This window comes from Rhizobium sp. R635 (assembly GCF_002211285.1).
In the GTDB taxonomy this organism is placed as follows: domain Bacteria; phylum Pseudomonadota; class Alphaproteobacteria; order Rhizobiales; family Rhizobiaceae; genus Rhizobium.
Genome location: NZ_LOKX01000007.1, coordinates 101,124 through 127,202, shown reverse-complemented (window position 1 = coordinate 127,202; position 26,079 = coordinate 101,124). Strand labels below are relative to the sequence as shown.

Sequence of the window (26,079 nt, the reverse complement as noted above, 5' to 3'; positions counted from 1 at the left end):
CCGATGACCTCAAGACCGCTCGACCGCCTGCTCAGACCGCAAACGATCGCCGTCTTCGGCGGCCGCGAGGCGCGCAGGGTGATCGAGCAATGCGACCGCATGGGCTTTTCAGGCAAGATCTGGCCCGTCCATCCCAAATTGGATGAAGTGCTCGGGCGGCGCTGCTATCGCTCGCTCTCCGATTTGCCTTCGGCACCGGACGCCGCCTTCGTCGGTGTCAACAGGACGCTCACCGTCGAGATCGTGCGCAGCCTTTCGCGGGCTGGCGCCGGCGGAGCGGTCTGTTATGCATCGGGTTTCAGCGAGGCGACGGCGGAGCTTGCCGACGGCGCCGAGTTGCAGCAGGCCCTTTTGGAGGCGGCGGGCGACATGCCGATCCTCGGGCCGAACTGCTACGGGTTGATCAATGGTCTCGATGGCGCGCTGTTATGGCCCGACCAGCACGGCATGAAGCGCATCGAATGCGGCGTCGCGATCCTCACACAGTCGTCCAATATTGCCCTCAACCTGACCATGCAGACACGCGGCCTGCCGATCGCCTATGTGGTTACGGCGGGCAACCAGGCGCAGACGTCGCTTGCCGATGTCGCCTGCGCATTGATCAACGATCAGCGCATCACGGCAGTCGGCCTTCATGTCGAAGGTTTCGGCGATCTGTCCGGCCTCGAACGCCTTGCCGCGATTGCTCGCCGGTCGAAGAAGCCGGTCGTCGTGCTGAAGGTCGGCAGGTCCGAGCAGGCGAAACACGCGGCCGTTTCGCACACCGCCTCGCTTGCCGGCAGCGATGCGGTGGCGGATGCCGTGCTCGCCCGTCTCGGCATCGGCCGTGTCCAAAGCCTGCCGGCATTTCTGGAAACTCTGAAGCTGCTGCATGTGGCCGGCCCTCTGCCAAGCCATTCGATTTCATCCATGAGTTGCTCCGGCGGCGAGGCTTCGCTGATGGCGGATGCCGCCGTCGGCCGTAATGTCGAATTCCCTGCGCTGGAGCCGCAGCAATTGCCGCGTCTGCGGCGGGTCCTCGGCGAGATGGTGGCGCTTTCCAATCCACTCGACTACCACACCTTCGTCTGGGGCGATTTCGAACGCCAGACCGAGGCCTTCACCGCCATGTTCGAAGGCGGCTGTGCCCTCAACCTCGTCGTCCTCGACTTTCCGCGCGGGGACCGCTGCGATGCGGCCGAATGGGCGATGACGGCGGACGCGGTTATCGCAGCGGCCACTGCCACCGGCGCGCTGGCCGGCCTTCTCGCGACCCTTCCCGAGAATATGCCCGAGCCGATCGCCGAGCGGCTGATGGCGAATGGCATCGTCGCCTTTTCGGGCATCGACGAAGCCATCATCGCGGCGGAAGTCGCCGCCGGTATTGGCAAGGTCTGGGATCGCCCGCCTCCCCTGCCGCTGCTCGACGTGCCGTCCATGGACGGCGAAATCGAGACGCTGACGGAAGCCGATGCGAAGACGGAGCTTGCTGCCTGCGGCCTCCCCGTTCCCCGGGGGCTGCAGGCTTTTTCTCCCAGTGAAGCCGCCGAGCAGGCCGAGCGGCTCGGTTTTCCCGTCGTGCTGAAGGGTCTCGGCATTGCGCACAAGACCGAGGCCGGCGCCGTCGCGCTCAATCTCAGAGATAGTGAGGCCGTCTTGAACGCGGCGGCGAAAATGCCGTCGAATGGCGGATACCTCATCGAGAAGATGGTCGATCCGCCGGTCGCCGAACTCATCGTCGGTGCCAGCCGCGACCCGGTCTTCGGATTGTCGCTGACATTGGGAGCGGGCGGAATCTTCGTCGAACTGCTCGAAGATTCCGTCATCCTGCCGCTTCCGGCGACGAAAGCCGATATTCGCGCGGCGATTTCGCGTCTCAAAATTGCAAAATTGATCAGCGGCTATCGCGGGCAGCCGAAAGGCGATCTCGAAGCCGCGGTCGATGCTGTCGCATATACGGCAGAATATGTCGTAAAGAATGCGGTGCGTCTGGAGGAACTGGACCTTAATCCCCTGATGGTTCTTCCCGAAGGGCGTGGTGTTGCCGCAGTCGATGCTCTCATACGGCGAAGGAGGCAACCCAATTGACCGACCATATCCGCATACGGCGTGAGGGCGGAGTGCTCGAAGTCGTCATCGACCGACCGAAGGCGAATGCCATCGACCTTGCGACCAGCCGCGCCATGGGACTGATCTTTCGTGATTTCCGTGACGATCCGGCCTTGCGCGTCGCCATCGTCTCGGGTGCCGGCGAAAAGTTTTTCTGTGCCGGCTGGGACCTCAAGGCGGCCGCCGCTGGCGATGCCGTCGACGGCGACTATGGCGTCGGCGGTTTCGGCGGGCTGCAGGAGCTGCGCGACCTCAACAAGCCGGTCATTTGTGCGGTCAACGGCATCTGTTGCGGCGGCGGGCTGGAGATCGCGCTTTCGACCGATCTCATTATCGCCGCCGAGCACGCGACCTTCGCCCTGCCGGAAATCCGCTCGGGCACGGTCGCCGATGCCGCTTCGATCAAGCTGCCGAAGCGCATTCCCTATCACATCGCCATGGACATGCTTCTGACGGGCCGCTGGCTCGACGTTCACGAGGCGCATCGCTGGGGTTTCGTCAACGAGATCCTGCCGGCCGAGCGGCTGATGGAACGGGCCTGGGAGCTTGCCCGCCTGCTCGAAAGCGGGCCGCCGCTCGTCTATGCGGCCATCAAGGAAATCGTGCGCGAAGCAGAGGGTTCGACGTTCCAGACTGCCATGAACAAGATCACCAAACGGCAGTTTGCGACAGTCGACAGGCTCTATTCGAGCGAAGACCAATTGGAAGGCGTGCGGGCTTTCGCGGAGAAGCGAAGCCCCATTTGGAAAGGACGGTAACGAGGCGGCGGCAACCGCAGCATTTTCCCGCATGATGCGGGCACCGGAGGCGGAGAGGAAACCGTCTGCGATCCTGCCCGGAAGTTCTGTCAACGCACCAAAGAAGGAACTGGGGAATGAACGACTATACCAAATATCTCGCAAGCCGCGTCACCGCGGGCGGGCTCAGCCGCCGCGAATTCATGGGACGCGCCATGGCAGCCGGCATCACACTTGCCGTTGCCGACAAGCTCTTCACCGAAAGCGCCGAAGCCGCCGAACCGAAGCGTGGCGGCCACCTGAAGCTCGGCCTCGAAGGCGGCGCTGCTACCGATTCCAAAGACCCGGCAAAATTCCTGTCGCAGTTCATGTTCTGCGTCGGCCGCTGCTGGGGTGACATGCTGGTCGAATCCGATCCGCTGACGGGGGCCGCCGTGCCGGCGCTCGCCGAATCCTGGGAGCCGTCGAAGGATGCCGTCACCTGGACCTTCAAGATCCGCAAGGGCGTCAAGTTCCACGACGGCAAGGAACTGACGATCGACGACGTCGTCGCGACGCTGAAGCGCCATACCGATGCGAAGTCGGAATCCGGTGCGCTCGGTGTTCTCGGCTCGATCAAGGAGATCAAGGCCGACGGCGGCAACCTCGTGCTGACACTCAGCGAAGGCAATGCCGACATGCCGTTGCTGCTGTCGGACTACCATCTGGTCATCCAGCCGAACGGCGGCGTCGACGATCCGCTGGCCTCGATCGGCACCGGCCCGTACAAGCTGACGAGCTTCGAGGCCGGCGTCCGCGCCACTTTCGAGAAGAACAAGGACGACTGGCGCAGCGACCGCGGTTATGTCGATTCGATCGAGATCATCGGCATGAACGACGCCACCGCCCGCATCGCGGCGCTGTCATCAGGCCAGGTGCACTATATCAACCGCGTCGACCCGAAGACGGTCAACCTGCTGAAGCGCGCGCCCAATGTCGAGATCCTCTCGACATCAGGCCGCGGCCATTACGTCTTCATCATGCATTGCGACAAGGCGCCGTTCGACAATAATGACCTGCGCCTGGCGCTCAAATATGCCATGGACCGCGAGACCATGGTGCAGAAGATCCTCGGCGGCTACGGCAAGGTCGGCAACGACTTCCCGATCAACAGCACCTATGCGCTCTTCCCAGAGGGCATCGAGCAGCGTGTGTACGATCCCGACAAGGCGGCCTTCCATTACAAGAAGTCGGGCCATAGCGGCTCGGTGCTGCTGCGCACCTCGGAAGTCGCCTTCCCCGGCGGTGTCGATGCGGCCGTGCTCTATCAGGAAAGCTGCAAGAAGGCCGGCATCGAGATCGAGGTCAAGCGCGAACCGGGCGACGGCTACTGGACCAATGTCTGGAACGTCCAGCCCTTCTCGACCTCCTATTGGGGCGGCCGGCCGACGCAGGACCAGATGTATTCCACCGCCTATCTCTCGACGGCGGACTGGAACGACACCAAGTTCAAGCGCCCCGACTTCGACAAGCTGCTGCTGCAGGCCCGCTCCGAACTTGACGAAGCCAAGCGCAAGGACATGTACCGCGCCATGGCGATGATGGTGCGCGACGAGGGCGGCGTGATCCTGCCGATGTTCAACGATTTCGTGAACGCCTCCACCAAGCAGGTGAAGGGTTACGTCCACGACATCGGCAACGACATGTCGAACGGCTACGTCGCAACCCGCGTCTGGCTGGACGCCTAGCGGCAAAGGGCCCACGCCCTTCCGATCTCCAACGAAGCCGGGACCGTGGGATGAAACCCGCGGTCCTCCCGACGTTTCAGCGCTAGGTCTTCGCCATGACCAATCCTGCTCCAAGCAATATCCTGCCCGGCCTCCGGTTCCGGCAGCGTTTTCCGCTGCTGGCTCTCATCCTCGAGCGCTTCGTGCTCAGCATCGTCCTGCTTTTTGCCGTGTCCATCCTGATCTTCGGCGGGCTGGAAGCCCTGCCCGGCGATTTTGCGACAACCTATCTCGGCCAGTCGGCAACGCCGCAGGCCGTCGCCAATATCCGTCAGGATCTCGGGCTGAACCGGCCGGTAACGACGCGTTACGTCGAGTGGCTCGGCAATGCCGTTCAGGGTGACTTCGGCACCTCCTGGGCCAGCAAGAATTCGGTGAGCGAACAGATCGGCAAACGCCTGGGAAATTCGCTGTTCCTCGCGGGTTTCGCGGCTGTCATATCGGTGCCGCTCGCCGTCGGCCTCGGCATGCTGTCGGTGCATTTCCGCAACCGAATGCCCGACAAGATCATCAACGTGATTTCGCTGGCGGCGATCTCGCTGCCGGAATTCTTCATCGGCTACCTGCTGATCCTGTTTTTCGCCGTGAAACTCGGCATGGCGACCTTTCCGGCGACCGTCTATGACAGCATGGGCTTCATCGAGCGGTTGAAGGCGATCGCGCTGCCGACGGCGACCCTGGTGCTCGTCGTGCTTGCCCACATGATGCGCATGACGCGGGCCGCGATCCTCTCGGTCATGTCGTCGGCCTATATGGAGACCGCCGAGCTGAAGGGCCTCAGCGGCTTCCGCTCGATCGTCAAGCACGCCGCCCCCAATGCGCTGGCGCCGATCATCAATGTCGTCGCGTTGAACCTCGCCTATCTCGTGGTCGGTGTCGTCGTCGTCGAGGTGGTCTTCGTCTATCCCGGCATGGGGCAATATATGGTCGATGCGGTCACCGTGCGCGACATGCCTGTGGTGCAGGCCTGCGGCCTGATCTTCGCAGCCGTCTACATCTTCCTAAACATGACGGCCGATATCCTCGCGATCATCGCCAATCCCCGGCTGAGGCATCCGCGATGAGAGCAAGAGACATCCCCATCACCGCCTGGATCGGCATAACAGGCATCGCCATCGCCTTCATCTTCGCGATCTTCGCGCCCTGGATCGCGCCCTATGGCGAAACGCAGGTTCTCGGCGACGTCTGGCAACTGCCCGATGAGAAATACATCTTCGGCCTCGACAATCTCGGCCGGGACATCCTCTCGCGGCTGATCTACGGCGCGCGCACGACGCTGCTCGTCGCCTCTGCCGCCACCATCATCTCGTTCTCGCTCGGCGTCATCCTGAGCTTCACCGCAGCGGTGTCGCGCGGGCTGATCGACACGGTCTTTTCGCGCTTCAACGACCTGATGATGTCGATCCCGACGCTGATCTTCGCGCTGGTGGTGCTCGCGGTCCTGCCGCAGAACATGATCGTCCTGATCCTCGTCATGGCGATCCTCGATTCCACCCGCGTCTATCGTCTCGGCCGCGCGGTGGCGCTGGATGTCGCGGTGATGGAGTTCGTCGAGGCGGCGAAGCTGCGCGGCGAAGGCAAGCTCTGGATCATCTTCCGCGAGATATTGCCGAACACGCTGTCGCCGCTGCTCGCCGAATTCGGGCTGCGTTTCGCCTTCTCGATCCTGTTCCTCTCGACCCTGTCCTTCCTCGGCCTCGGGATTCAGCCGCCGGCGGCCGATTGGGGCGGCATGGTCAAGGACAACAAGGACGGCATCATCTTCGGCATTTCAGCCGCCCTGGTGCCGGGCACGGCGATCGCCACCCTCGCCGTCTGCGTCAACCTCGTCGTCGACTGGCTCCTGAAACGCACATCCAGCCTCAAGGGAGGGCGCGGCGATGCCTGAGCTTCTTTCCGTCCGCAATCTGAAGATCGAGGCGACCAGCTATCCTCCGGGCGAGCCGCCCAAGCGGGTGACGATCGTCGACGGGGTTTCCTTCGACCTGCAGAAGGGCAAGGTCCTCGGGCTGATCGGGGAATCGGGCGCCGGCAAATCGACAATCGGCCTTTCCGCGCTCGCCTATGGCCGAGGCGGCGCCGAAATCACCGGCGGCGAGGTCCTGCTCGACGGCGCAAACATCCTGGCGCTCGGCAAGAACGGCATCCGGAAAATTCGCGGCGCGCGGGTCTGCTATGTCGCGCAATCGGCCGCTGCCGCCTTCAATCCGGCACACCGGCTCGGCGACCAGGTGATCGAGGCTTCGGTCAAACATGGTCTGATGACAAAGGACGAGGCGCGCAAACGCGCGCTTTACCTGTTCCGCGTTCTCGGCCTGCCTAACCCTGAAAGCTTCGGCGAGCGTTTTGCCCACCAGGTTTCCGGCGGTCAGTTGCAGCGCGCGATGACGGCGATGGCGCTGTGCTCCAACCCCGAACTCATCGTCTTCGACGAACCGACGACGGCGCTCGACGTTACCACGCAGATCGATGTGCTGGCGGCGATCAAGCATGCGATCGAGGAAACGCATACCGCCGCTCTCTACATCACCCATGACCTTGCCGTCGTCGCCCAGATCTCGGACGACATCATGGTGCTGCGCCATGGGAAACAGGTGGAATATGGCAGCGTCAAGCAGATCATCGAGGCGCCGCGGGAAGACTATACGCGCGCCCTCGTCAATGTCAGGCAGGCTTATCGCGACGAGGCCGCCGATCAATCCGCGGCCCTTCTCAGGATAGAGAAGATCAGCGCCGAATATTCCAACGGCTTCAAGGTACTGCACGATGTCTCGCTGCATGTGCCGAAGGGGCAGACGCTTGCGGTCGTCGGCGAATCCGGCTCGGGCAAATCGTCCCTGGCGCGCGCCATTACCGGCCTTCTGCCGCCGAGCAGCGGGCGCATCGTCTTTGACGGCAAGCCGCTGATGCCCGATCTCAAGAGCCGGCCGAACGATGATCTCAGGCGCATCCAGCTGATCTATCAGATGGCTGATACGGCGATGAATCCGCGCCAGACGGTGCGTGACATCATCGGCCGCCCGCTGACCTTCTATTGTGGCCTGAGAGGTGCGGAGAAGACCGCCAGGGTGAAGGAGTTGCTCGACCAGATCGAAATGGGCAACGGGTTCATCGATCGTTACCCGGCCGAACTCTCCGGCGGGCAGAAGCAGCGCGTGGCGATTGCCAGAGCCCTTGCCGCCAAGCCGGAACTGATCCTCTGCGACGAGCCGACCTCGGCGCTCGATCCGCTGGTGGCGGAGGGTATCCTGAAGTTGCTCCTGCGCCTGCAGGAGGAGGAACAGCTTTCCTATATCTTCATCACCCACGACATCGCGATCGTCCGGGCGATCGCCGACAGCGTGGCGGTGATGCATCGTGGTAGACTGGTGCGGTTCGGCCCGAAATCTCAGGCGCTGTCGCCGCCCTTTGACGACTATACGGATCTGCTCCTGAAATCGGTGCCGGAAATGGAAATCGGCTGGCTGGAACGCGTGCTCGCCACGCGGCGCATGGAAAGCGCCGGCCACTGAATGCGAATGAAGGAGTGAGCATGACGTCGCGCGGCTTCACCACTATCGAGAATGAATGGATTAGGCTGAAGGATGGAACGCGGCTTGCCGCGCGCATCTGGATGCCAGACGGCGCGGCAGACGATCCCGTTCCCGCCGTCTTCGAATTCCTGCCCTATCGCAAGCGCGACGGAACCAGCCTTCGGGACGAGTCGACCTATCCGGTCTTTGCAGCGGCAGGCATTGCCGGCGTGCGCGTCGACATCCGTGGATCGGGGGAATCGGATGGTGTCATCGACGGCGAATATACCGAGCGCGAGCTTGCCGATGCCTGCGAGCAGATCGCCTGGATTGCGGCGCAGCCGTGGTCGAACGGCTCTGTCGGCATGATGGGTATTTCCTGGGGCGGCTTCAACAGCCTGCAGGTCGCGGCACTGCGCCCGCCGGCGCTGAAGGCCGTCATCTCGATCGCCTCGACCGTCGACCGCTACAATGACGACATCCATTATAAGAATGGCTGCCATCTCTCCGCTCAACTCTCCTGGGCGGCGACGATGCTCGGCTACCAGTCGCGCCCGCCTGATCCCGCACTTGTCGGCGAGCGCTGGAAGGAGATGTGGCTGGAGCGCCTGGCCGGCGAACCCTTCTTCATGGAGGAATGGCTGAGCCATCAACGGCGCGACGATTTCTGGCGTCACGGCTCGATCGCGGAGGATTTTTCAAAGGTCGAAATCCCGGCGCTTGTCATCGCCGGTTGGGCGGATGGCTACCGCAACACACCGCTGATGGCGGTCGAAGGCCTGGGTGGTGACGCGAAGGCGCTGATCGGCCCCTGGGTGCACAAATATCCGCATTTCGCCTGGCCGAAGCCGCGCATCGATTTCCATGGCGAGGCGATCGCCTGGTGGAACAAATGGCTGCGCGGCGAAGACAATGGCATCGATGGATTGCCACAGGCCCGCGCCTATATTCTCGATGCCGTCAGACCTGCGCCGCGGCGCGACAGCGATCCCGGTTTCTGGGTCGCCAAGGACACGTGGTCGCCGCCGCGGATGCAGTGTTTTTACGTGGAGCAGTTCGGCAAGCTGACGGAAGGTATGCCGATCCCGCATGCGCCTGAGCATTCCGTCTATCTGCATTCTCCCCTCGATACCGGCACGGCCTCTGGAGAATATTTTACGCTGAAGCCCGACGCTGAAATGGCGATCGATCAACGCTTGGACGACGCGGGTTCGCTGGTTTTCGACACGATGCCGCTGGCCGGGGATCAAGATTATCTCGGCCGGCCCGTGCTCACCGTCGCGCTGCGCTCCCGGACGGCAGGCGGCAATCTCTGCGCCCGGCTCGTCGATGTCCATCCCGATGGCACGGCGACGCGCGTCGCCTTCGGTGTGGTCAATTTCACCCATCGCGACGGCAATGCCGATCCCAAGCCGCTGATGCCGGGCGAGAAAGTGTCGATCCGGTTGGTGCTCGATGCCTGCGGCTATCGCTTCCGCAAGGGTCATCGCATCCGCCTTTCGCTTTCCACCGCCTATTGGCCGATGATCCTGCCGCCGCCTGAAGACGAAGGGATCGACATCGATATCGCTTCGCTCGGCCTGGGATTGCCGATGCTGGGTGAGCACCAGAGGATCGACATCGAGGAACCGGCCAATCCCGATCCGCTGCCGAAATACATCGAGCATGCCGCCGCCGCGACCAAGCGGCAGGTCGTCCGCGACCTCTCGGCCAACCGGACCAAGTATCGTATCCATGAGGATACCGGCCTCTACGAACATCCTCGGACCGGCCTGTCGACCCGGCAATTGCGCGAGGAAGTCTGGTCGATTTCTCCGGACGATCCGCTATCGATGAAGGGAATGTCGACCTGGACCTGCGACATGCGCCGCCCCGGCTGGTTCGTCCGCACGGTCGCGACAGCGAGGATTTCTTGCACGGCAAGCGACTGGGTCATCAGCGCCGTCGTCACCGCTTTCGAGGACGACGTGCAGATTTTCGAGAAGGTCTTTGCCGAAAAGCGGATTGCGCGCGACCTGATGTGATCGTCAGGCCGTGGCGAAATGCTTGACGGCCTCGCAGACTGCGCGGAAGCCGTCGCGTGCGCCATCGCTCATATGGCGGGCGCGCAGCCAGGCATGCACCATCTGCGGCTCTTCGCGGAACTGAACTTCGATGCCTTCGGCGGCGAGCCGGGCCGCATATTGGCGACCGTCGTCCCTCAAGGGATCGAAATGCGCGACAGTGATGAAAGTGGGTGGCAGTCCGGCAAGCGAAGATGCGTTCAGCGGCTCGGCGATCTCGGCGCCCACTGGTGCCTGCAGGATCTCGCGGTAATAGGCGACGTCAGCCGTCGTCAAGCCGGGTGCCTCGGCCATTTCGACATAGGAGCCGGCATCGAGGCTTCCGCCGAGCGTGGGATAGATCAGGACCTGACCGACGATGCCGGACAATTCCTCGTCGCGCGCCCGCAATGCAAGCCCCGCCGCAAGATTGCCGCCGGCGCTGTCGCCGATCAGCACGACCTTGTTGTTGGCGGAAAGCAGATGTTTCAACACGGCGAAACCGTCATCCGTCTGCGCCGGCCAGCGATACTCCGGCGCCAGCCGATAGTCGACGGAAACCAGTTCCGCACCGGCAGCATCGGCGATCTCGGCGCAGATGGCATGATGGCTCTCGAGCGAACCGACGACGAAGCCACCGCCATGGAGATAAAGCAGAATGGTCCGCGTGCTGATTTTCCGCGGACGGTAGCGCCGGATGGGGATACGCTGGACCATGCCGTCGGCAAAGATCATATCCGGGGGCAGCGGGCGATCGAACCGCGCGCAAAGCGCGTCGTACCAGTTTCGCTGCTGCTCGACCGACGCGTCTACGGCGTCAGCGGGATAGAAGCTATCGCAGATTTCGAGAAACTGCAGGATGCCTTTTTCGCTGGGGGCAGGCGATGGAGCGGACATGGAAAGTCCTTTCGATTTGGGACATGCAGATCGATGCCCTTGGCCGATTCTACCCTCATCATGCGCCTTCGAGACGGAGGCAATCTGTCTGGCCGCGACCCGTGTATGTCGCGATGCTTCATTATTTTTAAGCTGCGTCGGAGATATTGGTGGTCTTCGAAAAAGAACGATAATTTTTTCGCTGTCGACCCAAGGAATGCCATCGGAGAAACGTCTCAATCCCGAAATAGCATCTTGCTTGATAGCTTGGGGGTAGGTGCGCATTGGATGCGGAGCTCATAGAACGGGCGCAGCGCGGTGATCGGGAGGCCTTCGGGCAACTGGTCTCACGCCATTATGATTTCGTCCATGCGACGGCATGGCGATGGTCGGGCAGTTCCACCGACGCCGACGACATCGCCCAGGAGGTCTGCGTCAAGCTCGGCGCGGCGATCCGCGGCTTTCGAGGCGCCAGCCGCTTCAGGACATGGCTTTATACCCTGACGCTCAACGCCGCCCGCGATCATAGACGCAAGCTTTCGCGCGAGGAGCAGACATTCCGTGCTTACGCCGCCGAACCGCAGCCGGATGGAACGGGCGGAAACGACGACGAGATGTCGAGCGAATTATGGGCGGCCGTGCGCGCTTTGCCGGAACGGCAATGCGACGCCGTACTGCTCGTCTACGGCGAAGGCCTCAGCCATTCCGCCGCCGCCGATGTCATGGGCTGCTCGGAAACCACCGTGTCCTGGCAGGTGCATGAGGCGCGCAAGAGGCTGAAGGCCATGCTCGGCAAGGAAGAGGTATGATCTTGGACAAGGAACTCGAAAAACTCTCCCGCACCACGCCGCCGGCAGCCGATCCGGAGGCGCGTGCACGTGCGCTTGCCGCCGCGATGCAGGCTTTCGACGACGCAGGAAATAATGCAGCGGCGGCCCAAGGAAATGCGAAGGGCTGGCGTCCAATCTCCATCATCAACTGGATATGGAGCCCTGCCATGAACAAGAAATTCCTCGCCGGATCAGCCCTTGCGACGCTGCTCGTCATTCCCGCCGCCGGTTATCTCACCTTCGAGCTGACGCGCAGCGGATTGCCGATCGTCGACCAGGAGAAGATCGCCAATAATGCTTCGGACGGTAACGCGCCGAAACCGGCCGAAACTGGCACGGTCGCGCCTCAGCTTCGCGAGGCACCGGCCGAAGAGAACCGGCCGGCTCAATCGTCGGCGGCCGATAGTGTCCAGGTCTTACAGGACAAGAAGCAGCAAGCCACCGTGAAACCCGTTGCGCCACAGACTTCTGAATTCGATGCTGGCGGGATCGCCGCTCTGAACAAGTCCGAGGGCTCGGCTGCGCCACTCGGCGCGGCCAAACGCGCCGCGCCGGCCGCTCCTCAGCCGCAATTGGCCGAACCGATGGCTGTCGCCCCCTCGCCTCTGCCGCCGGCGGAAGGACGTCTGCAGATTCAGCTCGATCCCAGCCGCGAGCGGTTTGCCAATACCGCGGCAAATCCGATCAAGAGCGTGGCGACCGATCCGGTCTCGACCTTCTCCGCCGATGTCGACAGCGCCTCTTATTCCTTCGTCCGCCGGTCGTTGACGGGTGGGGCGATGCCCGATCCGCAATCGGTTCGCGTCGAGGAGATGATCAATTATTTCCCCTATGACTGGCCGCGTCCCGACAATGCCGACCAGCCCTTCAAGGCGACCGTGACCGTGATGCCGACGCCGTGGAACCACGACACGCAATTGATGCATGTCGCGATCAAGGGTTATGACATCGCGCCGGCGACCGCGCCGCATGCCAATCTGGTCTTCCTGATCGACGTGTCGGGATCGATGGACGAACCGGACAAGCTGCCGCTGCTCAAGAGCGCTTTCCGGCTGCTGGTCAACAGGCTGAAGGCTGACGATACCGTCTCGATCGTCACCTATGCCGGCAATGCCGGCACGGTGCTGGAACCGACGCGCGTAGCGGAGAAATCGAAAATCCTCTCGGCGATCGACAGGCTGGAGGCTGGAGGTTCGACCGGCGGCGCCGAGGGCATCGAGGCTGCCTATGATCTTGCCAGGCAGGCTTTCGTCAAGGACGGCGTCAACCGGGTGATGCTGGCGACGGACGGCGATTTCAATGTCGGCCCGTCGAGCGACGAGGATCTGAAGCGCATCATCGAAGAGAAGCGCAAGGACGGCATCTTCCTGACCGTTCTCGGCTTTGGGCGCGGCAATCTCAACGATTCCCTGATGCAGACGCTGGCGCAGAACGGCAATGGCAGCGCCGCCTATATCGACACCTTGGCGGAAGCGCAGAAGACGCTGGTCGAAGAGGCCGGATCGACGCTGTTTCCGATCGCCGAGGACGTCAAGTTCCAGGTCGAATTCAACCCGGAACGGATCGCCGAATACCGGCTGATCGGCTATGAGACCCGCGCCCTCAATCGCGAGGATTTCAACAATGACCGGGTCGATGCCGGCGATATCGGCTCCGGCCACAGCGTCACGGCAATCTATGAGATTACGCCCAAGGGAAGCCCGGCGGTCATGAATGACGACCTGCGTTACGGCGCGGCTGAGACGGCGCCGGCTGCGACTTCGGATAACACGCATCAGGGCGAGCTTGCTTTCGTCAAGATGCGCTACAAGCGGCCGGGCGAGGACAAGAGCGCCCTCATCAGCACGCCCGTCGGCGACAGCAATGCCGTCGCCAGCGTCGATGCCGCGCCGCAGGATGTCCGCTTCTCGGTGGCGGTCGCCGCCTTCGGCCAGAAGCTGAGCCGCGTCCCCGCGCTCGAGGCCTATTCCTATCGGGCGGTCGCCGATCTCGCCGCGGCATCGCGAGGGACGGATCCCTTCGGCTACCGGTCGGATTTCCTCGGTCTTGTTCGTTTGGCGGATGGCCTCAGTCAACGGTGAGCGGAGAAGTACCAGAAAGCGAGGCCGCCGAAGGGCGGCCTCGCCTGCATGAGGTTACCCCAGTCTCGACCCATTGGCCGTGAGATAGACGGCGTAGAGAGACGTGGTCCCGGTGATGAAGAGACGGTTCAATTTCTCTCCGCCGAAGGCCACATTGGAAACGATCTCGGGAATACGAATCTTGCCGAGCAAGGTGCCATCCGGGTCATAGCAATGCACGCCGTCGGCGGCGCTCGTCCAGATCCTGCCTTTCCTGTCCACACGGAAGCCGTCGAACATGCCGGCGGTACATTCTGCGAAAACGCCGAGGTCGCTCAGCGTCCCGTCGCCTGATACCGCGAGCTTTCGTATGTGGCGCGGACCGCCCGGTAAATGCGAGGCTCCGGTGTCGGCAACGTAGAGCATCGTCTCGTCAGGGGAAAATGCCAGACCATTCGGCTTGACGAAGTCAGAGGTCGTCTGTTCGGTTGTGCCCGTTTCCGGATCATGGCGATAGACATGGCATCCGCCGATTTCCTCTTCGCCGTAGTCGCCCTCATAATCATGGAGGATGCCGTAGCTCGGGTCGGTGAACCAGATGGTCCCGTCCGATTTGACGGTGACGTCGTTCGGGGAATTGAGCCGCCTGCCGGCGATCCTGTCGACCAGGACGCTGACCTTGCCGTCGAACTCCGTGCGGGTGATGCGGCGTGTCAGGTGCTCACAGGTGATGAGCCGGCCCTGATTGTCGACGGTGTTGCCGTTGCAATTGTTGCTTGGCGAACGGAAGACCGACGTATGTCCGCTGGTATCGTCGTAGCGCATCATGCGATTGTTGGGGATATCCGAGAAGATCAGATAGCGCCCGGCGGCAAACCAGGCCGGTCCCTCCAGCCAGCGGCCGCCTGTCCAAAGCCGTTCGACCCGAGCATGGCCGACGAAGCAGCTTTCAAAGCGCGGGTCGAGAACCTCGAACCCCGTACCCTCGATTTCTCCGAACATGACAGCTCCTCCCTAGTGTTATCGATATCATTCTGCCCGGTTTTTCAGGCCTCGTACAGACATTCAAGCGATGACGCAGGCGGAAATCCAGTGGGAATTCGGCTTTTCCGGCTGTGGAACCGCGCGTTCCTGCAATAATATCGATTGTGCGATGATAGCGATAACTTTATCTTGTACTGAATTGCGCAACTCGGAAGCGGTTTGAAAGCGGAAACCAGTGACAAACGGGGATGAGCCAAAGGACAAGCGTCTCAAGGCTGGAGACGCTCAAAAGTTGACGATGGCCGAAGTCGCCAAATATGTCGGCGTATCGGCCATGACCGTTTCGCGTGCCTTCCGGCAGGATGCGAGCGTTTCCGAAGAGACGCGAAAGCGCATCATGGAAGCCGTCGACGCGCTCGGCTACGTGCTGGATCTCTCCGCCGGCAGTCTTTCGTCGAGGCGGAGCGGCTTCATCGCAGCGCTGGTGCCCTCCATCAACAATTCGAACTTTTCCGACACCGCGCGCGGCATCACCGATGCGCTTGAGAATACCGGCCTTCAGCTTCTGCTCGGCTATACCGACTATTCCGCCGAGAAAGAAGAAAAGCTGATCGAGGCGATGCTGCGCCGCCGCCCCGAGGGCATCATCCTGACAGGCGGCTCGCACACCGATCGCGCCCGGCGCATGCTCGATAAGGCCGGCATTCCGGTGGTCGAAACCTGGGAAATTCCGGAGGAGCCGATCAATCATGTCGTCGGCTTTTCCAACGGCGAGGCGATGTCCCTGCTGGTGCGGACGCTTGCGAGCCAGGGCTATCGGCGGTTCGGCTATATCGGCGGTACGACGGCGCGTGATACGCGCGGCAGCCAGCGGCGAAGCGGTTTCCTGAAGACCGTCGAAGAACTGGGCCTGGGACCGGGCCGGGCGATTTCCTTCGGCGTGCCGCCGATCACCATGGAACAGGGCGGCCAGGCGGTGGTGAGCCTGCTGGAACGCTGGCCGGACACGGAAGTGGTTCTCTGCGTCTCCGACCTTTCCGCCTTCGGCGCGATCATGGAATGCAAGCGCAGGGGAATGAGCGTGCCGGGTGATATCGCCATTGCCGGCTTCGGCGATTACGAGATCTCGTCGATCTGTCATCCCAGCATCACCACCATCAATGTCGACTGTTACGGCATCGGCCGCCAGGCCGCCGCCCGCCTGCTCGATGCCCTGCAGGGCAGCGGCGAGGCGACCGGTGACGAGATCACGTTGACGGGCTACAGGGTCGTTCTGCGCGAAAGCACGGATCGCGGCGGCGCCGCATAGCTGACTCTAGAAGGCGATCTGCACTTTCATCGATTTGCTGCGGTCGCTGGCCAGTTCGAAGGCGGCGACAGCCTCTTCGATGGCAAAAACCCCTGTCAGCAGCGGCTTCAGATCGACGCGGCGCGCGTTGATCAGCTCGACGGCGAGCCCGAATTCCTCGTGAAAGCGGAATGTTCCGCGCATCTCGATTTCCTTGGCAACGATCATGTTCTGCGGAATGGAGACATCGCCGCCAAGGCCGAGCTGCACGAGAACGGCACGGGGCCTCAGCACCTCGATGCCCGCGCGCACGGCCCGCTCATTGCCCGACGCCTCGAACATGACGTCGAAATATCCCTTGTCGGCGCCATAAGCGGCAAGGTCGGCGGCATGCGTGGCAACGTTGATCGTGCGATCCGCGCCGCTGGTGCGGGCGATGGCGAGAACGCTGTCGGTGACGTCGGTCGCGACGATTTCACGGGCGCCGAGAACGCGGGCGGCAACGATCGCCAGCATGCCGATGGGGCCGCAGCCGGTGACCAGCACCCGCTTGCCGAGCAGCGATCCGGCGCGGCTTGCCGCATGCAGCGTCACGGCAAAGGGCTCGGCGAAGGCAGCCTCGTGAATGGAAATGCCGTCGGCGACCTTGTGGCATTGCCAGCGCTCCGCCACCAGCCGCTGGCGGAAGCCGCCCTGAATATGTGGCATGGGCATGGCGCTGCCGTAAAACCGCATGTTGAGGCAGTGGTTCTGCTGGCCCTTCAGGCAATATTGGCAATGGCTGCACGGCCGGCTCGGGGAAACCGCAACGCGGTCTCCAACGGCAAGGTCGCTCACGCCGGCGCCCAGCGCCTTGACCGTGCCGGCAATCTCGTGGCCGAGGATCATCGGTTCGCGCAGGCGAACGGTGCCGAAGCCGCCGTGATTGTAATAATGCAGGTCGGAGCCGCAGATGCCGCCGGCTTCGATTGATATCTCCACCTGCCCAGCGCCCGCGACCTCCGGTTCGCGCTCTTCGACCCTGAGATCCTTGGCGGCGTGAATGACGATGGCTTTCATATCGGGATCCTCACACGACGGGGGTCGGAAGCGCGCGACCGGCAAAATGCGCGGCGAGATTGTCTCTGACCAGCCTGCCCATGGCCTTGCGGGTCTCGATGGTGCCGGAGCCGTGGTGGGGCTGCAGCACGACGTTCGGCAGCGTCAGGAAGCGCGCATCGATTTTCGGCTCGTTGAGGAAAACGTCAAGGCCCGCGGCCTGGATGGTGCGGTTCTGAAGCGCTGCGATCAGTGCCTCCTCGTCGACGGTCGTTCCGCGCGAAACGTTGATCAGCATGCCTTCCGGACCGAGCGCTTCAAGCACCTCGGCATTGATGATCTTCGTGGTCGCGGCCCCTCCGGGAACGATGACGATCAGGAAGTCGGCCCAATTGGCAAGCGCGACCAGATTGGCTTCGTAACCATAGGCGACATCCTGGTCCCTATTGCGGGCGAAATAGGAGATGTCGCAGCCGAAAGCGGCAGCCCGCCTGGCGATCGCCTTGCCGATCCGCCCCATGCCGACGATCCCGACCTTCTTGCCCGAAACCCGCGTCACCAGCGGCATGGGAACGTTGCCCCACTGGCCGGTGCGGACGAAAACGTCGGCCTGCGGAATCTGGCGCGCCGTGGAAAGCAGCAGTCCGATCGCGATATCGGCGACGTCTTCGGTCAGCACGTCGGGGGTATTCGTCACGCGAATGCCGTTGGCGCGGGCGTAGGACAGGTCGATCGCGTCGGTGCCGACGCCGTAACAGGAGACGATCTCCAGCTTCGGCAATTGCTTCATCAGGTCGGCGGAAGCGCCGAGTTCGCCGCGCGTCGCGATGGCGCGGATATTGCTGCCGACTTTCGAAATCAGTTCCTGCCGATCCGCGGCTTCCCAGAGGCGGTGGACGCGGTAGGTCGCCTCCAGATCCACCATGTCCCACTCCGGATAGGCCCCGGCCATCAAGATTTCTACGTCAGGCATTTCGTCTCCATCCCGCATTTTGGCTGTTGATTATGTTATCGATAACATATAATCCGAGAAAGGGATGTCAAGTGAGTTTCACCGCAAGCGGCGGTATAAGCCGTCATTCGCAGCGACACCGGAGGAGTTATTTGCATGAAGAACCTGTTTGATCTTACCGGGCAGCTTGCCCTGGTCACCGGCTCGAGCCAGGGGATCGGTTATGCGCTGGCCGAGGGCCTGGCGCAGCATGGCGCCGAGGTCGTCATCAACGGCCGCACGCCCGAAAGCGTCAAACGCGCAGTCGAAAGCCTCAAGGCTCAAGGTCTTTCTGCCCATGCGGCCATCTTCGACGTGACCAGCAAGGACGCTGCCGCGCAGGGTATCGCCGCGATCGAGGCCGATATCGGTCCGCTCGATATCCTGATCAACAATGCCGGCATGCAGTTCCGCACGCCGCTGGAAGACTTCCCGGCGGACAAATGGGAATTGCTGCTGACCACCAATATTTCGAGCGTCTTTTACGTCGGCCAGGCGGCGGCCAAGGCGATGATCGCGCGCGGGCATGGCAAGATCATCAACATCGCCTCCGTCCAGAGCGAGCTCGCCCGTCCCGGCATTGCCCCCTACACGGCGACCAAGGGCGCGGTGCGCAACCTGACGCGCGGCATGTGCGCCGACTGGGCCAAGCACGGCCTGCAGATCAACGCGATTGCGCCGGGCTATTTCAAGACACCGCTCAACCAGGCGCTGGTCGACAATCCCGAATTTTCCTCGTGGCTCGAAAAGCGGACGCCGGCCGGCCGCTGGGGCAATGTCGAGGAACTGGTGGGGGCTGCCGTCTTCCTGTCGGGCCGCGGCTCGTCCTTCATCAACGGCCATACGCTTTATGTCGACGGCGGCATCACGACCTGCCTCTAAGGGAGGTGAGATGATGAACCTGGAGAAAAAGGCACTGCCCTTGGCCGTGATTGTCATGGGCGTCAGCGGCTGCGGCAAATCCTCGGTTGGAGAGCGCATCGCCGCCCGAAACGGCATGCCGTTTGTGGAAGGCGACCAGCTCCATCCGGCGGCCAATGTCGAGAAGATGGCGCAGGGCATACCCCTCACCGACGAAGATCGCCTGCCCTGGCTCGACCGGATCGGTGAGGAAATAAAGACCGCGCTAAACGCATCGCGAGGGCTGGTCGTTTCCTGCTCCGCGCTGAAAAAAAGCTATCGGGACAGGCTGAGGCAGGCGGCGGGCGGGCGCCTGGCGTTTGTTTTCCTCGAAGGATCGCGCGATCTTCTGCTGTCGCGGATGCAGGCCCGTCAGGGCCATTTCATGCCGGCCTCGCTGCTCGACAGCCAGTTGCAGACGCTGGAGCCGCCGACCGGTGAGCCCGGTGTCGTGACGGTCGCAATCGATGGTGCTTTGGATGATATGGTGGCGCTGGCTTGTGAGGAGCTGAGAAGCGCGGCCATCAAGGGAGGGTTTCATGCAGGATGACTACAGAGCAGATGTCGCCGTCATCGGCGCGGGCATCATGGGGACGGCGATCATCACGCGCTTGATCGAGACCGGTCAGAACGTATCCGTCTTCGATCTCGATGCCGAAAAAGTCGCGGCGCTGGAAGCCAAGGGGGCTCGCGCCGCGAGTTCTGTCGAGGATGCGGTCGCTGCGTCGCAATTCTGCGTGCTCAGCCTCAATCACGCAAACATCGTGCGCGCCGTCGTTTTCGGCGAAAAGGGTGTTGCGGCGGCCGCGAATGCCGGCAAGCTGCTGATCGACATGTCCTCCATCGATCCCGCCGAGACGGCCGACATGGCGACGCGGCTGCGTCGGGAAACGGGAATGGCGTGGGTGGATTGCCCGCTCTCCGGCGGTGTGCCCGGCGCGCTGGGCGGCAAGCTGACCATCATGGCCGGCGGCAGCCCGGAGGATTTCGAACGGGCGCGTGTGGTGATGCGGCATCTTGCCGCCAATTACACGCTGATGGGCGCATCCGGCGCCGGGCAGACGACGAAACTGATCAATCAGCTCTTTTGCGCCGTGCTGTTTCAGGCGGTCGCGGAAGCGGTCAAGCTCGCGGAAGCCGGAGGCGTCGACCCGGCCGCAATTCCGGCGGCCCTTGCCGGCGGGCGGGCCGATAGCCGTATCATGCAGGAATTCATGGCGAAATTCGCCGCCCGCGATTTCTCGCCGACGGGCAGGATAGACAACATGCTGAAGGACCTGGATTCGCTTCAGGCCTTTGCGCTGAAGACGAAGACGCCGCTGCCGATGACGGGCGCCGTGGTCGAAATCCATCGCCTGCTTTGCGCAGCCGGCCTCGGGCCGAAGGACTCGGCCGAGATGATGCGTCTTCTCGACGGATTTCAGGCAGGCTGAAAATCTCTGGCGGGAAATGCGAGATCGTCATCTTTCCGCTTGACCATCCGCGAATGTTATCGATAACATATGTTCAGGATAACAACGCAGCTTTGGGAGGAGCCACGGTGGAAGCCAAGAGACTGCTGGAGTTCCAATCGATCACCAAGAGCTTCGGCGGCACGCAGGCATTGCGTGACGTCTCGATCGATCTGCGCGAGGGGGAGATCCTCGCGCTGCTCGGCGAAAACGGAGCCGGGAAATCGACGCTCATCAAGACCCTCGCGGGTATCTATAAGCCCGATGGCGGGGACATTCTTTTTCGCGGCCAGAGCTACCATCACCGCCCGCCGAAGCCGAACGAGCGGCAGCCGGTCGCCTTCATCCATCAGGATCTCGGTCTGATCGAATGGATGACGGTCGGCGAGAACATGGGCCTGTCGCAGGGCTTCTCGATGCGCGGCGGCCTGATCGACTGGAGAAAGACGCAGGCCCGCGCCAAGGAAGCCCTAAAGCTCGTCGGCTGCGACTTCGATCCCACGACCCGGGTTTCGGCGCTGTCGCGTACGGAGAAATCGCTCGTCGCCATTGCCCGCGCGCTTGCCGTCGAAGCCGACGTCCTCGTGCTCGACGAGCCGACGGCGAGCTTGCCCGCCGATGAGGTCGACCGGCTGTTCAATGCGATCCGTCCTCTGAAGGATCGCGGCGTCGGCATGATCTACGTTTCCCACAGGCTCGACGAGATCTTCCGCATCGCCGATCGGGTCGCCGTTCTGCGTGACGGGCGCATGGTGGGGCAGAAGCCGGTCAGCGAGACGACCCCGGACGAACTCGTGACGATGATCATCGGCCGCAGCGGCGACAGTCTCTTTTCGAAGACCGAGATCAAACCCGGCAAGGCGATCGTCAAGGTGCGCGATCTCGTCTGCGCCGGTACGAGCCCGATATCCTTCGAGATAAGACAGGGCGAGCTTCTGGGCCTCGCCGGCCTGCGCGGCGCCGGTCAGGAACGGATCGGCCGGGCCTTGTTCGGCTGCGAGCCCTTCGGCGGCACGATCCTGCTGCACGACCAGAGCCCGGACCTTTCGAGCCCGCTGAGCGCAATGGCGTCGGGCATCGGACTGATCGCCCGCGACCGGACGGAGGAATCCGTCGCGCTCTCGCTGTCCATTCGGGAAAATACCTATATCAACCCCGGCGCCGTCGGACGCGGGCTGTTTTCCTTCCTGTCTCCGCGTGGGGAAGCCGACCTTGCCCATGCGATCGGCCAGTCCGTCGGCCTCAGGCCGAACGATCCGGATCTGCCGGTGGAGGCGCTCTCCGGCGGCAACCAGCAGAAGGTCGTCGTCGGCCGCTGGCTGGCGACCGGCCGGAAGCTGCTGATCGCGGAAGATCCGACCGCCGGCGTCGACATCGGCGCGCGTGCGGAAATCTACCGCTTGATCACGCAGGCGCTGGAAGCTGGTCTCGCAGTCGTCGTGGTCTCGACGGACTTCGAGGAAATCGCCCATATCTGCCACCGCGCGCTGGTTTTCTCGCGCGGCAAAATCGTCAGCGAACTGACTGGAAGCGCGCTCACGACGGAGGCGGTCATCACGGCCGCATCCGCATCGGAAGCCGCTTGAGCCATCGGGAGAACAGCCATGCAATCCATTGAATCCACGGCGCTGGAGCCGACCAAGAGCGAAATGGCCGGCTTGTCCACAGGACAGAAGATCGGACGCCTGATCCCCGTCTACGGACTGGTGATCCTGACCGTCGGCCTGATCCTGCTCTTCTCGATCATGCTGCCGGATACGTTTCCGACGGTCTTGAACGTCCGTTCGATCGTTTCCGACAAGGCGATCATTGCGCTGCTGTCGCTCGCCGCGATGATCCCGATGGCGTCGGGCCGTATCGACCTGACGGTCGGCTACGGCATCGTGCTCTGGCACATCCTCGCCATCAGCCTGCAGACGGTCTACGGCCTGCCCTGGCCGGTCGCCGTCCTCATCGTTCTTGCGCTCGGCGTCCTCACCGGTTTCATCAACGGTCTTTTGGTCGAGGTGGCGAAGATCGACAGCTTCATCGCCACGCTCGGCACGGGAACGGTGCTTTACGCGCTCGCCCTCTGGCACACCGGCGGCCGGCAGGTGGTCGGCGTCCTGCCGGATGGGTTCTACGCGCTGAACGGCACCATGCTGTTCGGCCTGCCCATCACCGGTTTCTACGTGCTGCTGATTGCGATCTGCATGTGGATCGTTCTCGAATACCTGCCGATCGGCCGTTATCTCTACGCCATCGGCGCCAATCCCAAGGCCGCCGCGCTCAACGGTATTCCGGTCCGCAAGTTCGTGATGGGCGCATTCGTCACATCGGGCCTGCTGGCGGCTCTGACGGGAGTTCTCCTCGCCTCGAAGCTGCGCATCGGCCAGGCGAGCGTCGGCCTCGAATATCTCCTCCCGGCGCTCGTCGGCGCTTTCCTTGGATCGACGACGATCAAGCCGGGCCGGGTCAACGTGTGGGGCACCTTGATCGGCGTCATCATCCTGGCGGTCGGGATATCTGGAATTCAGCAATTCGGCGGGTCGTTCTTCGTCGAACCGCTGTTCAACGGCGTGACCTTGCTGATCGCCATCGGCATAGCAGGTTACGCCCAGCGCAAGCGCGGGGCCGTGAGGAGGATCACACCCGCATCCAAATGAGGATGCCGGCTCATCCCGGCATTCCACAACAAACAAAATGGAGGAGTGAACATGAAGCGCAGGACTTTATTGCAGGCAACGGTCGCAACCGTCGCCGTTATGCTCAGTGTGCCGGCAATGGCCGATTCCATGGCTGACGCCAAGGCCGTGGTCGAGAAATATGCGTCCAAGGTGAGCGCCTGGGATGGCCCGACGAGCGGCCCCAAGGGCGCTGCGGGCAAGAACATCGTCATCCTGGCCGGCGACATGAAGAACGGTGGCATCCTCGGCGTGGCCAACGGCGTCCAGGAAGCGGCAGGCGCGCTCGGCTGGACGGTCAAGGTGCTCGACGGCGCCGGTTCGATCGGCGGGCGTACCGCGGCTTTCGGCCAGGCCATGGCGCTGAAGCCGGATGGCATCATCATCAACGGCTTTGATGCCGTCGAGCAGAAGCCGGCGATGGAAGCGGCCAAGGCTGCGGGCATTCCGATGGTTTCCTGGCACGCCGCCTCGGCTGTCGGCCCGGTTGCCGATGTCGGCGTCTTCGCCAACGTCACCACCGATGCGATGGAAGTATCGAAGTCCGCGGCAGACTGGGCCTTCGTCGATGCCGGCGGCAAGCCCGGTGTCATCATCTTCACCGACTCCACCTATGCGATCGCGATCGCCAAGGCGGACCGCATGAAGAAGGAAATCGAGGATCTCGGCGGCACGGTGCTGGAATATGTCGATACGCCGATCGCCGAAACTTCCCAGCGCATGCCGCAGCTGACCACGTCGCTTCTGCAGAAGTACGGCGCGAAGTGGACGCATTCGCTGGCGATCAACGACCTCTATTACGACTTCATGGGACCGTCGCTCGCTTCGGCTGGTATCGCCGGTGATGGAAAGCCGGTCAACGTCGCAGCCGGCGACGGTTCGGAGAGCGCTTATCAGCGTATCCGCGCCAAGCAGTTCCAGGCCGTCACGGTCGCCGAGCCGCTCAATCTCCAGGGCTGGCAGCTCGTCGACGAATTGAACCGCGCTTTCGCGGGCGCCCCGTGGTCCGGCTATGTATCGCCGCTCCATGTCGTGACCAGCGCGAACGTCGAATTCGACGGTGGACCGAAGAACAGCTTCGATCCCGATAACGGCTATCGCGATCAGTACAAGAAAATCTGGGGCAAATAAGCCTCACGATCGGGGGCGTATCGGCCGATACGCCCTCACCTCCATAAGCACGTCAACATCGATCCAGCTCCGCGAGTTTTGGAAAAGAGAACCCATGATCATTCGTTATGCTTTGTTTGAAGGCGAAATCCATTCCGGTCGGGAAGAGGAGTTTCGCGATTTCGTGAAGCAGCGGCTCGTCCCGCTATGGACGCAATTTCCGGGCGCCGAGGAAGTCCGGGTGCTGGATGGAATGGAACGCGACGAAGGCGCCCCGGTCTATGCCATGGCGCTCGCCATTCGTTATCCCGACATGGATGCCGTGGACGCGGCGCTGCGCTCCAACGTGCGCTTCGAGAGCCGCGAGGTGACAGGAGAGCTCCTGAAACTCTTCACGGGCAAGGTGCATCATCACGTCTTCTCGGCCAGCGAATACCCGCCCGCTGCTGCCTGACTTCGAGCGCCCCTGACTTTCGCGAGCTTATGAAAGCGCCCCGGATGAGCCTCCCGGGCGCTTTCCTATGCTTGGCGCGTTCACCATCGGCGGATGCGGCGGTTCCGCCTGCTCGACTTTCGGGGATATTTTTTCACCAGCGACCCCAATATTAAACTAAATAGTCTATCGATTTAGTAGATTATATCCGATCTTGTCGTGCATCGTTCCTGCAACAACAATCCAAACGGGAAGATCGACGATGACATTGGCAAAGACATTCAAAATTGCGTTGTTCAGTCTGCTTGGCTTCGGCACCATCCACGGTCCGGCTGCGGCCCAGGCGGATGCTCCCCTCCTGGCCAAGGTACCGGCGGGCACGGTGCTGACGATCGGCGACCCGGTCACCCAGAAGGCCTTCGAACTGTCCGGCCTCGACAAGGAGCTCACGTTCGAAGTGAAATGGGCCAATATCAGCGGTGGGCCGCAGACGTCGGAAGCCTTCCGCGCTCATGCGCTCGATGTCGGATCGGTGGCCGAGATCCCCTCGATCTTCGCCAACTGGAACAACCTGCCCGTCCGCAACATCGCTTATCGCGAACGCCGCGATCCGATCGCCAATCCGATCTACCGCTTCGGCATCGCACCGGGCGCGGAGGTGAAAACCCTTGCGGATTTCCGCGGCAAACGCATCGCCTTCAGCCCGGGCCAGGCCCAGGGCACTCTCGTTCTGCGCGCGCTGCACGCAGCCGGGCTGAAGAGCGGCGACGTCACCCTGGTCGAGCTGCCGAGCACCGGCGACGTCTACCCGAAGGCGCTGGCGAGCAAGCAGGTCGATATCGCGCCGCTCGGCGGGGTCTATATCAGGCGCTACATCGGTCAATATGGAGCCGACGGGGCGACCCTGCTGGAGCATGGACTGCGGGACGATCCCAGCCATCTCTACGCGCCGCAATGGGTTCTGGACGATCCCGCCAAGGCGGCCGCCCTCGCCGAATATGTCGGCCTTTGGGCTCGCGCGACGGAGTGGGTAAACCGGAACCCGGAGCCTTGGATCAAGGGATACTACGTCGACCAGCAGGGCCTCAGCCGGGAAGATGGGGAATATCTCGTCAAGCTGACCGGCGAACAGATCGTTCCCGCCGATTGGAGCGAAGTGAAGAAGCGTCACCAGGAAACCATCGACCTGCTGGCGGATGAGCTCGGCTACAAGCCTTTCGACGTGGAGCAGATCTTCGACAATCGCTTCGAAAAGCTCGGCGCCGCGGCTTTGGCCAAGAGCCTGTAATTTTCCACATCCATCCAGGAGG

At 62.6% G+C, this 26,079-nt stretch carries 22 protein-coding genes; 18 read left to right on the top strand and 4 right to left on the bottom strand.

From position 1 onward, the window contains the following. The first annotated feature begins 3 nt into the window (after positions 1–3). From ATY78_RS08160 to ATY78_RS08130, 7 genes are all read left to right on the top strand, one after another. Positions 4–2,067, top strand: coding sequence for an acetate--CoA ligase family protein (locus tag ATY78_RS08160; protein WP_088681841.1), 2,064 nt, complete (start codon positions 4–6; stop codon positions 2,065–2,067). Next, complete coding sequence (locus ATY78_RS08155) at positions 2,064–2,846, top strand: carnitinyl-CoA dehydratase (protein ID WP_088681840.1); 783 nt, start codon at positions 2,064–2,066, stop codon at positions 2,844–2,846. Before ATY78_RS08160 ends, ATY78_RS08155 begins: the two co-directional genes overlap by 4 nt. 116 nt (positions 2,847–2,962) lie before the next feature. Further along, the gene (locus tag ATY78_RS08150; RefSeq protein ID WP_088681839.1) at positions 2,963–4,552 is read left to right on the top strand and encodes an ABC transporter substrate-binding protein; all 1,590 of its coding nucleotides are present in this window, start codon (positions 2,963–2,965) and stop codon (positions 4,550–4,552) included. A 95-nt stretch (positions 4,553–4,647) separates the two neighbouring features. Continuing rightward, complete coding sequence (locus ATY78_RS08145) at positions 4,648–5,655, top strand: ABC transporter permease (RefSeq protein ID WP_088681838.1); 1,008 nt, start codon at positions 4,648–4,650, stop codon at positions 5,653–5,655. Then, complete coding sequence (locus ATY78_RS08140; protein WP_088681837.1) at positions 5,652–6,479, top strand: ABC transporter permease; 828 nt, start codon at positions 5,652–5,654, stop codon at positions 6,477–6,479. The genes ATY78_RS08145 and ATY78_RS08140 overlap by 4 nt, the downstream gene beginning before the upstream one ends. Then, positions 6,472–8,103 carry an ABC transporter ATP-binding protein gene (locus ATY78_RS08135; protein ID WP_088681836.1) on the top strand — a complete coding sequence of 544 codons (1,632 nt, stop codon included), beginning with the start codon at positions 6,472–6,474 and terminating at the stop codon, positions 8,101–8,103. Before ATY78_RS08140 ends, ATY78_RS08135 begins: the two co-directional genes overlap by 8 nt. Positions 8,104–8,123: 20 nt before the next feature. Next, complete coding sequence (locus ATY78_RS08130) at positions 8,124–10,127, top strand: CocE/NonD family hydrolase (protein WP_088681835.1); 2,004 nt, start codon at positions 8,124–8,126, stop codon at positions 10,125–10,127. Positions 10,128–10,130: 3 nt separating this feature from the next. On the opposite strand, the gene ATY78_RS08125 is transcribed toward ATY78_RS08130, so the two are convergent. After that, on the bottom strand, positions 10,131–11,042 hold the full coding sequence (locus ATY78_RS08125) for an alpha/beta hydrolase (protein ID WP_088681834.1): 912 nt from the start codon (positions 11,040–11,042) through the stop codon (positions 10,131–10,133). Between the two features lie 263 nt (positions 11,043–11,305). Here ATY78_RS08125 and ATY78_RS08120 point away from each other — a divergent pair, with 263 nt between their 5' ends. Beyond that, complete coding sequence (locus ATY78_RS08120; protein WP_088681833.1) at positions 11,306–11,830, top strand: RNA polymerase sigma factor; 525 nt, start codon at positions 11,306–11,308, stop codon at positions 11,828–11,830. Next, entirely contained in the window at positions 11,827–13,932 is a 2,106-nt protein-coding gene (locus tag ATY78_RS08115; RefSeq protein WP_088681832.1) for a VWA domain-containing protein, read from the top strand. The genes ATY78_RS08120 and ATY78_RS08115 overlap by 4 nt, the downstream gene beginning before the upstream one ends. 54 nt (positions 13,933–13,986) lie before the next feature. On the opposite strand, the gene ATY78_RS08110 is transcribed toward ATY78_RS08115, so the two are convergent. Next, positions 13,987–14,913 carry an SMP-30/gluconolactonase/LRE family protein gene (locus tag ATY78_RS08110; RefSeq protein WP_088681831.1) on the bottom strand — a complete coding sequence of 309 codons (927 nt, stop codon included), beginning with the start codon at positions 14,911–14,913 and terminating at the stop codon, positions 13,987–13,989. Positions 14,914–15,130: 217 nt separating this feature from the next. Here ATY78_RS08110 and ATY78_RS08105 point away from each other — a divergent pair, with 217 nt between their 5' ends. Then, a complete protein-coding gene (locus ATY78_RS08105) occupies positions 15,131–16,204 on the top strand; it encodes a LacI family DNA-binding transcriptional regulator (RefSeq protein WP_088681830.1) in 1,074 nt (357 codons plus the stop codon). Positions 16,205–16,210: 6 nt separating this feature from the next. Here ATY78_RS08105 and ATY78_RS08100 read toward each other — a convergent pair whose 3' ends face one another. Further along, the gene (locus ATY78_RS08100) at positions 16,211–17,242 is read right to left on the bottom strand and encodes an L-idonate 5-dehydrogenase (protein WP_088681829.1); all 1,032 of its coding nucleotides are present in this window, start codon (positions 17,240–17,242) and stop codon (positions 16,211–16,213) included. A 10-nt stretch (positions 17,243–17,252) separates the two neighbouring features. Continuing rightward, positions 17,253–18,194, bottom strand: coding sequence for a 2-hydroxyacid dehydrogenase (locus tag ATY78_RS08095; RefSeq protein ID WP_088681828.1), 942 nt, complete (start codon positions 18,192–18,194; stop codon positions 17,253–17,255). A 135-nt stretch (positions 18,195–18,329) separates the two neighbouring features. Between ATY78_RS08095 and ATY78_RS08090 the strand changes: the two genes are divergently transcribed. From ATY78_RS08090 to ATY78_RS08055, 8 genes are all read left to right on the top strand, one after another. After that, positions 18,330–19,094 carry an SDR family oxidoreductase gene (locus ATY78_RS08090; protein WP_088681827.1) on the top strand — a complete coding sequence of 255 codons (765 nt, stop codon included), beginning with the start codon at positions 18,330–18,332 and terminating at the stop codon, positions 19,092–19,094. A gap of 13 nt (positions 19,095–19,107) precedes the next feature. Then, the gene (locus ATY78_RS08085) at positions 19,108–19,662 is read left to right on the top strand and encodes a gluconokinase (protein ID WP_088681859.1); all 555 of its coding nucleotides are present in this window, start codon (positions 19,108–19,110) and stop codon (positions 19,660–19,662) included. Then, on the top strand, positions 19,652–20,545 hold the full coding sequence (locus ATY78_RS08080) for an NAD(P)-dependent oxidoreductase (protein WP_088681826.1): 894 nt from the start codon (positions 19,652–19,654) through the stop codon (positions 20,543–20,545). The genes ATY78_RS08085 and ATY78_RS08080 overlap by 11 nt, the downstream gene beginning before the upstream one ends. 107 nt (positions 20,546–20,652) lie before the next feature. Continuing rightward, positions 20,653–22,149 (top strand): sugar ABC transporter ATP-binding protein, encoded by a 1,497-nt coding sequence (locus ATY78_RS08075; RefSeq protein ID WP_088681825.1) that lies wholly within the window; start codon positions 20,653–20,655, stop codon positions 22,147–22,149. Positions 22,150–22,167: 18 nt separating this feature from the next. After that, positions 22,168–23,208, top strand: a complete 1,041-nt coding sequence (locus ATY78_RS08070; RefSeq protein WP_088681824.1) for an ABC transporter permease — start codon at positions 22,168–22,170, stop codon at positions 23,206–23,208. Positions 23,209–23,259: 51 nt separating this feature from the next. After that, a complete protein-coding gene (locus ATY78_RS08065) occupies positions 23,260–24,357 on the top strand; it encodes a substrate-binding domain-containing protein (protein ID WP_088681823.1) in 1,098 nt (365 codons plus the stop codon). Positions 24,358–24,451: 94 nt separating this feature from the next. Beyond that, complete coding sequence (locus ATY78_RS08060; RefSeq protein ID WP_088681822.1) at positions 24,452–24,790, top strand: hypothetical protein; 339 nt, start codon at positions 24,452–24,454, stop codon at positions 24,788–24,790. Between the two features lie 241 nt (positions 24,791–25,031). Beyond that, the gene (locus ATY78_RS08055) at positions 25,032–26,057 is read left to right on the top strand and encodes an ABC transporter substrate-binding protein (protein ID WP_088681821.1); all 1,026 of its coding nucleotides are present in this window, start codon (positions 25,032–25,034) and stop codon (positions 26,055–26,057) included. Positions 26,058–26,079 lie beyond the last annotated feature (22 nt).

Bases quoted from the DNA above. Each gene is read 5' to 3' on its own strand.
- ATY78_RS08085 (WP_088681859.1), top strand. From the start codon at position 19,108: ATGAACCTGGAGAAAAAGGCACTGCCCTTGGCCGTGATTGTCATGGGC.
- ATY78_RS08110 (WP_088681831.1), bottom strand. From the start codon at position 14,913: ATGTTCGGAGAAATCGAGGGTACGGGGTTCGAGGTTCTCGACCCGCGC.
- ATY78_RS08140 (WP_088681837.1), top strand. From the start codon at position 5,652: ATGAGAGCAAGAGACATCCCCATCACCGCCTGGATCGGCATAACAGGC.
- ATY78_RS08100 (WP_088681829.1), bottom strand. From the start codon at position 17,242: ATGAAAGCCATCGTCATTCACGCCGCCAAGGATCTCAGGGTCGAAGAG.
- ATY78_RS08055 (WP_088681821.1), top strand. From the start codon at position 25,032: ATGACATTGGCAAAGACATTCAAAATTGCGTTGTTCAGTCTGCTTGGC.
- ATY78_RS08150 (WP_088681839.1), top strand. From the start codon at position 2,963: ATGAACGACTATACCAAATATCTCGCAAGCCGCGTCACCGCGGGCGGG.
- ATY78_RS08060 (WP_088681822.1), top strand. From the start codon at position 24,452: ATGATCATTCGTTATGCTTTGTTTGAAGGCGAAATCCATTCCGGTCGG.
- ATY78_RS08125 (WP_088681834.1), bottom strand. From the start codon at position 11,042: ATGTCCGCTCCATCGCCTGCCCCCAGCGAAAAAGGCATCCTGCAGTTT.
- ATY78_RS08090 (WP_088681827.1), top strand. From the start codon at position 18,330: ATGAAGAACCTGTTTGATCTTACCGGGCAGCTTGCCCTGGTCACCGGC.
- ATY78_RS08080 (WP_088681826.1), top strand. From the start codon at position 19,652: ATGCAGGATGACTACAGAGCAGATGTCGCCGTCATCGGCGCGGGCATC.
- ATY78_RS08160 (WP_088681841.1), top strand. From the start codon at position 4: ATGACCTCAAGACCGCTCGACCGCCTGCTCAGACCGCAAACGATCGCC.
- ATY78_RS08115 (WP_088681832.1), top strand. From the start codon at position 11,827: ATGATCTTGGACAAGGAACTCGAAAAACTCTCCCGCACCACGCCGCCG.
- ATY78_RS08070 (WP_088681824.1), top strand. From the start codon at position 22,168: ATGCAATCCATTGAATCCACGGCGCTGGAGCCGACCAAGAGCGAAATG.
- ATY78_RS08135 (WP_088681836.1), top strand. From the start codon at position 6,472: ATGCCTGAGCTTCTTTCCGTCCGCAATCTGAAGATCGAGGCGACCAGC.
- ATY78_RS08130 (WP_088681835.1), top strand. From the start codon at position 8,124: ATGACGTCGCGCGGCTTCACCACTATCGAGAATGAATGGATTAGGCTG.
- ATY78_RS08065 (WP_088681823.1), top strand. From the start codon at position 23,260: ATGAAGCGCAGGACTTTATTGCAGGCAACGGTCGCAACCGTCGCCGTT.
- ATY78_RS08145 (WP_088681838.1), top strand. From the start codon at position 4,648: ATGACCAATCCTGCTCCAAGCAATATCCTGCCCGGCCTCCGGTTCCGG.
- ATY78_RS08095 (WP_088681828.1), bottom strand. From the start codon at position 18,194: ATGCCTGACGTAGAAATCTTGATGGCCGGGGCCTATCCGGAGTGGGAC.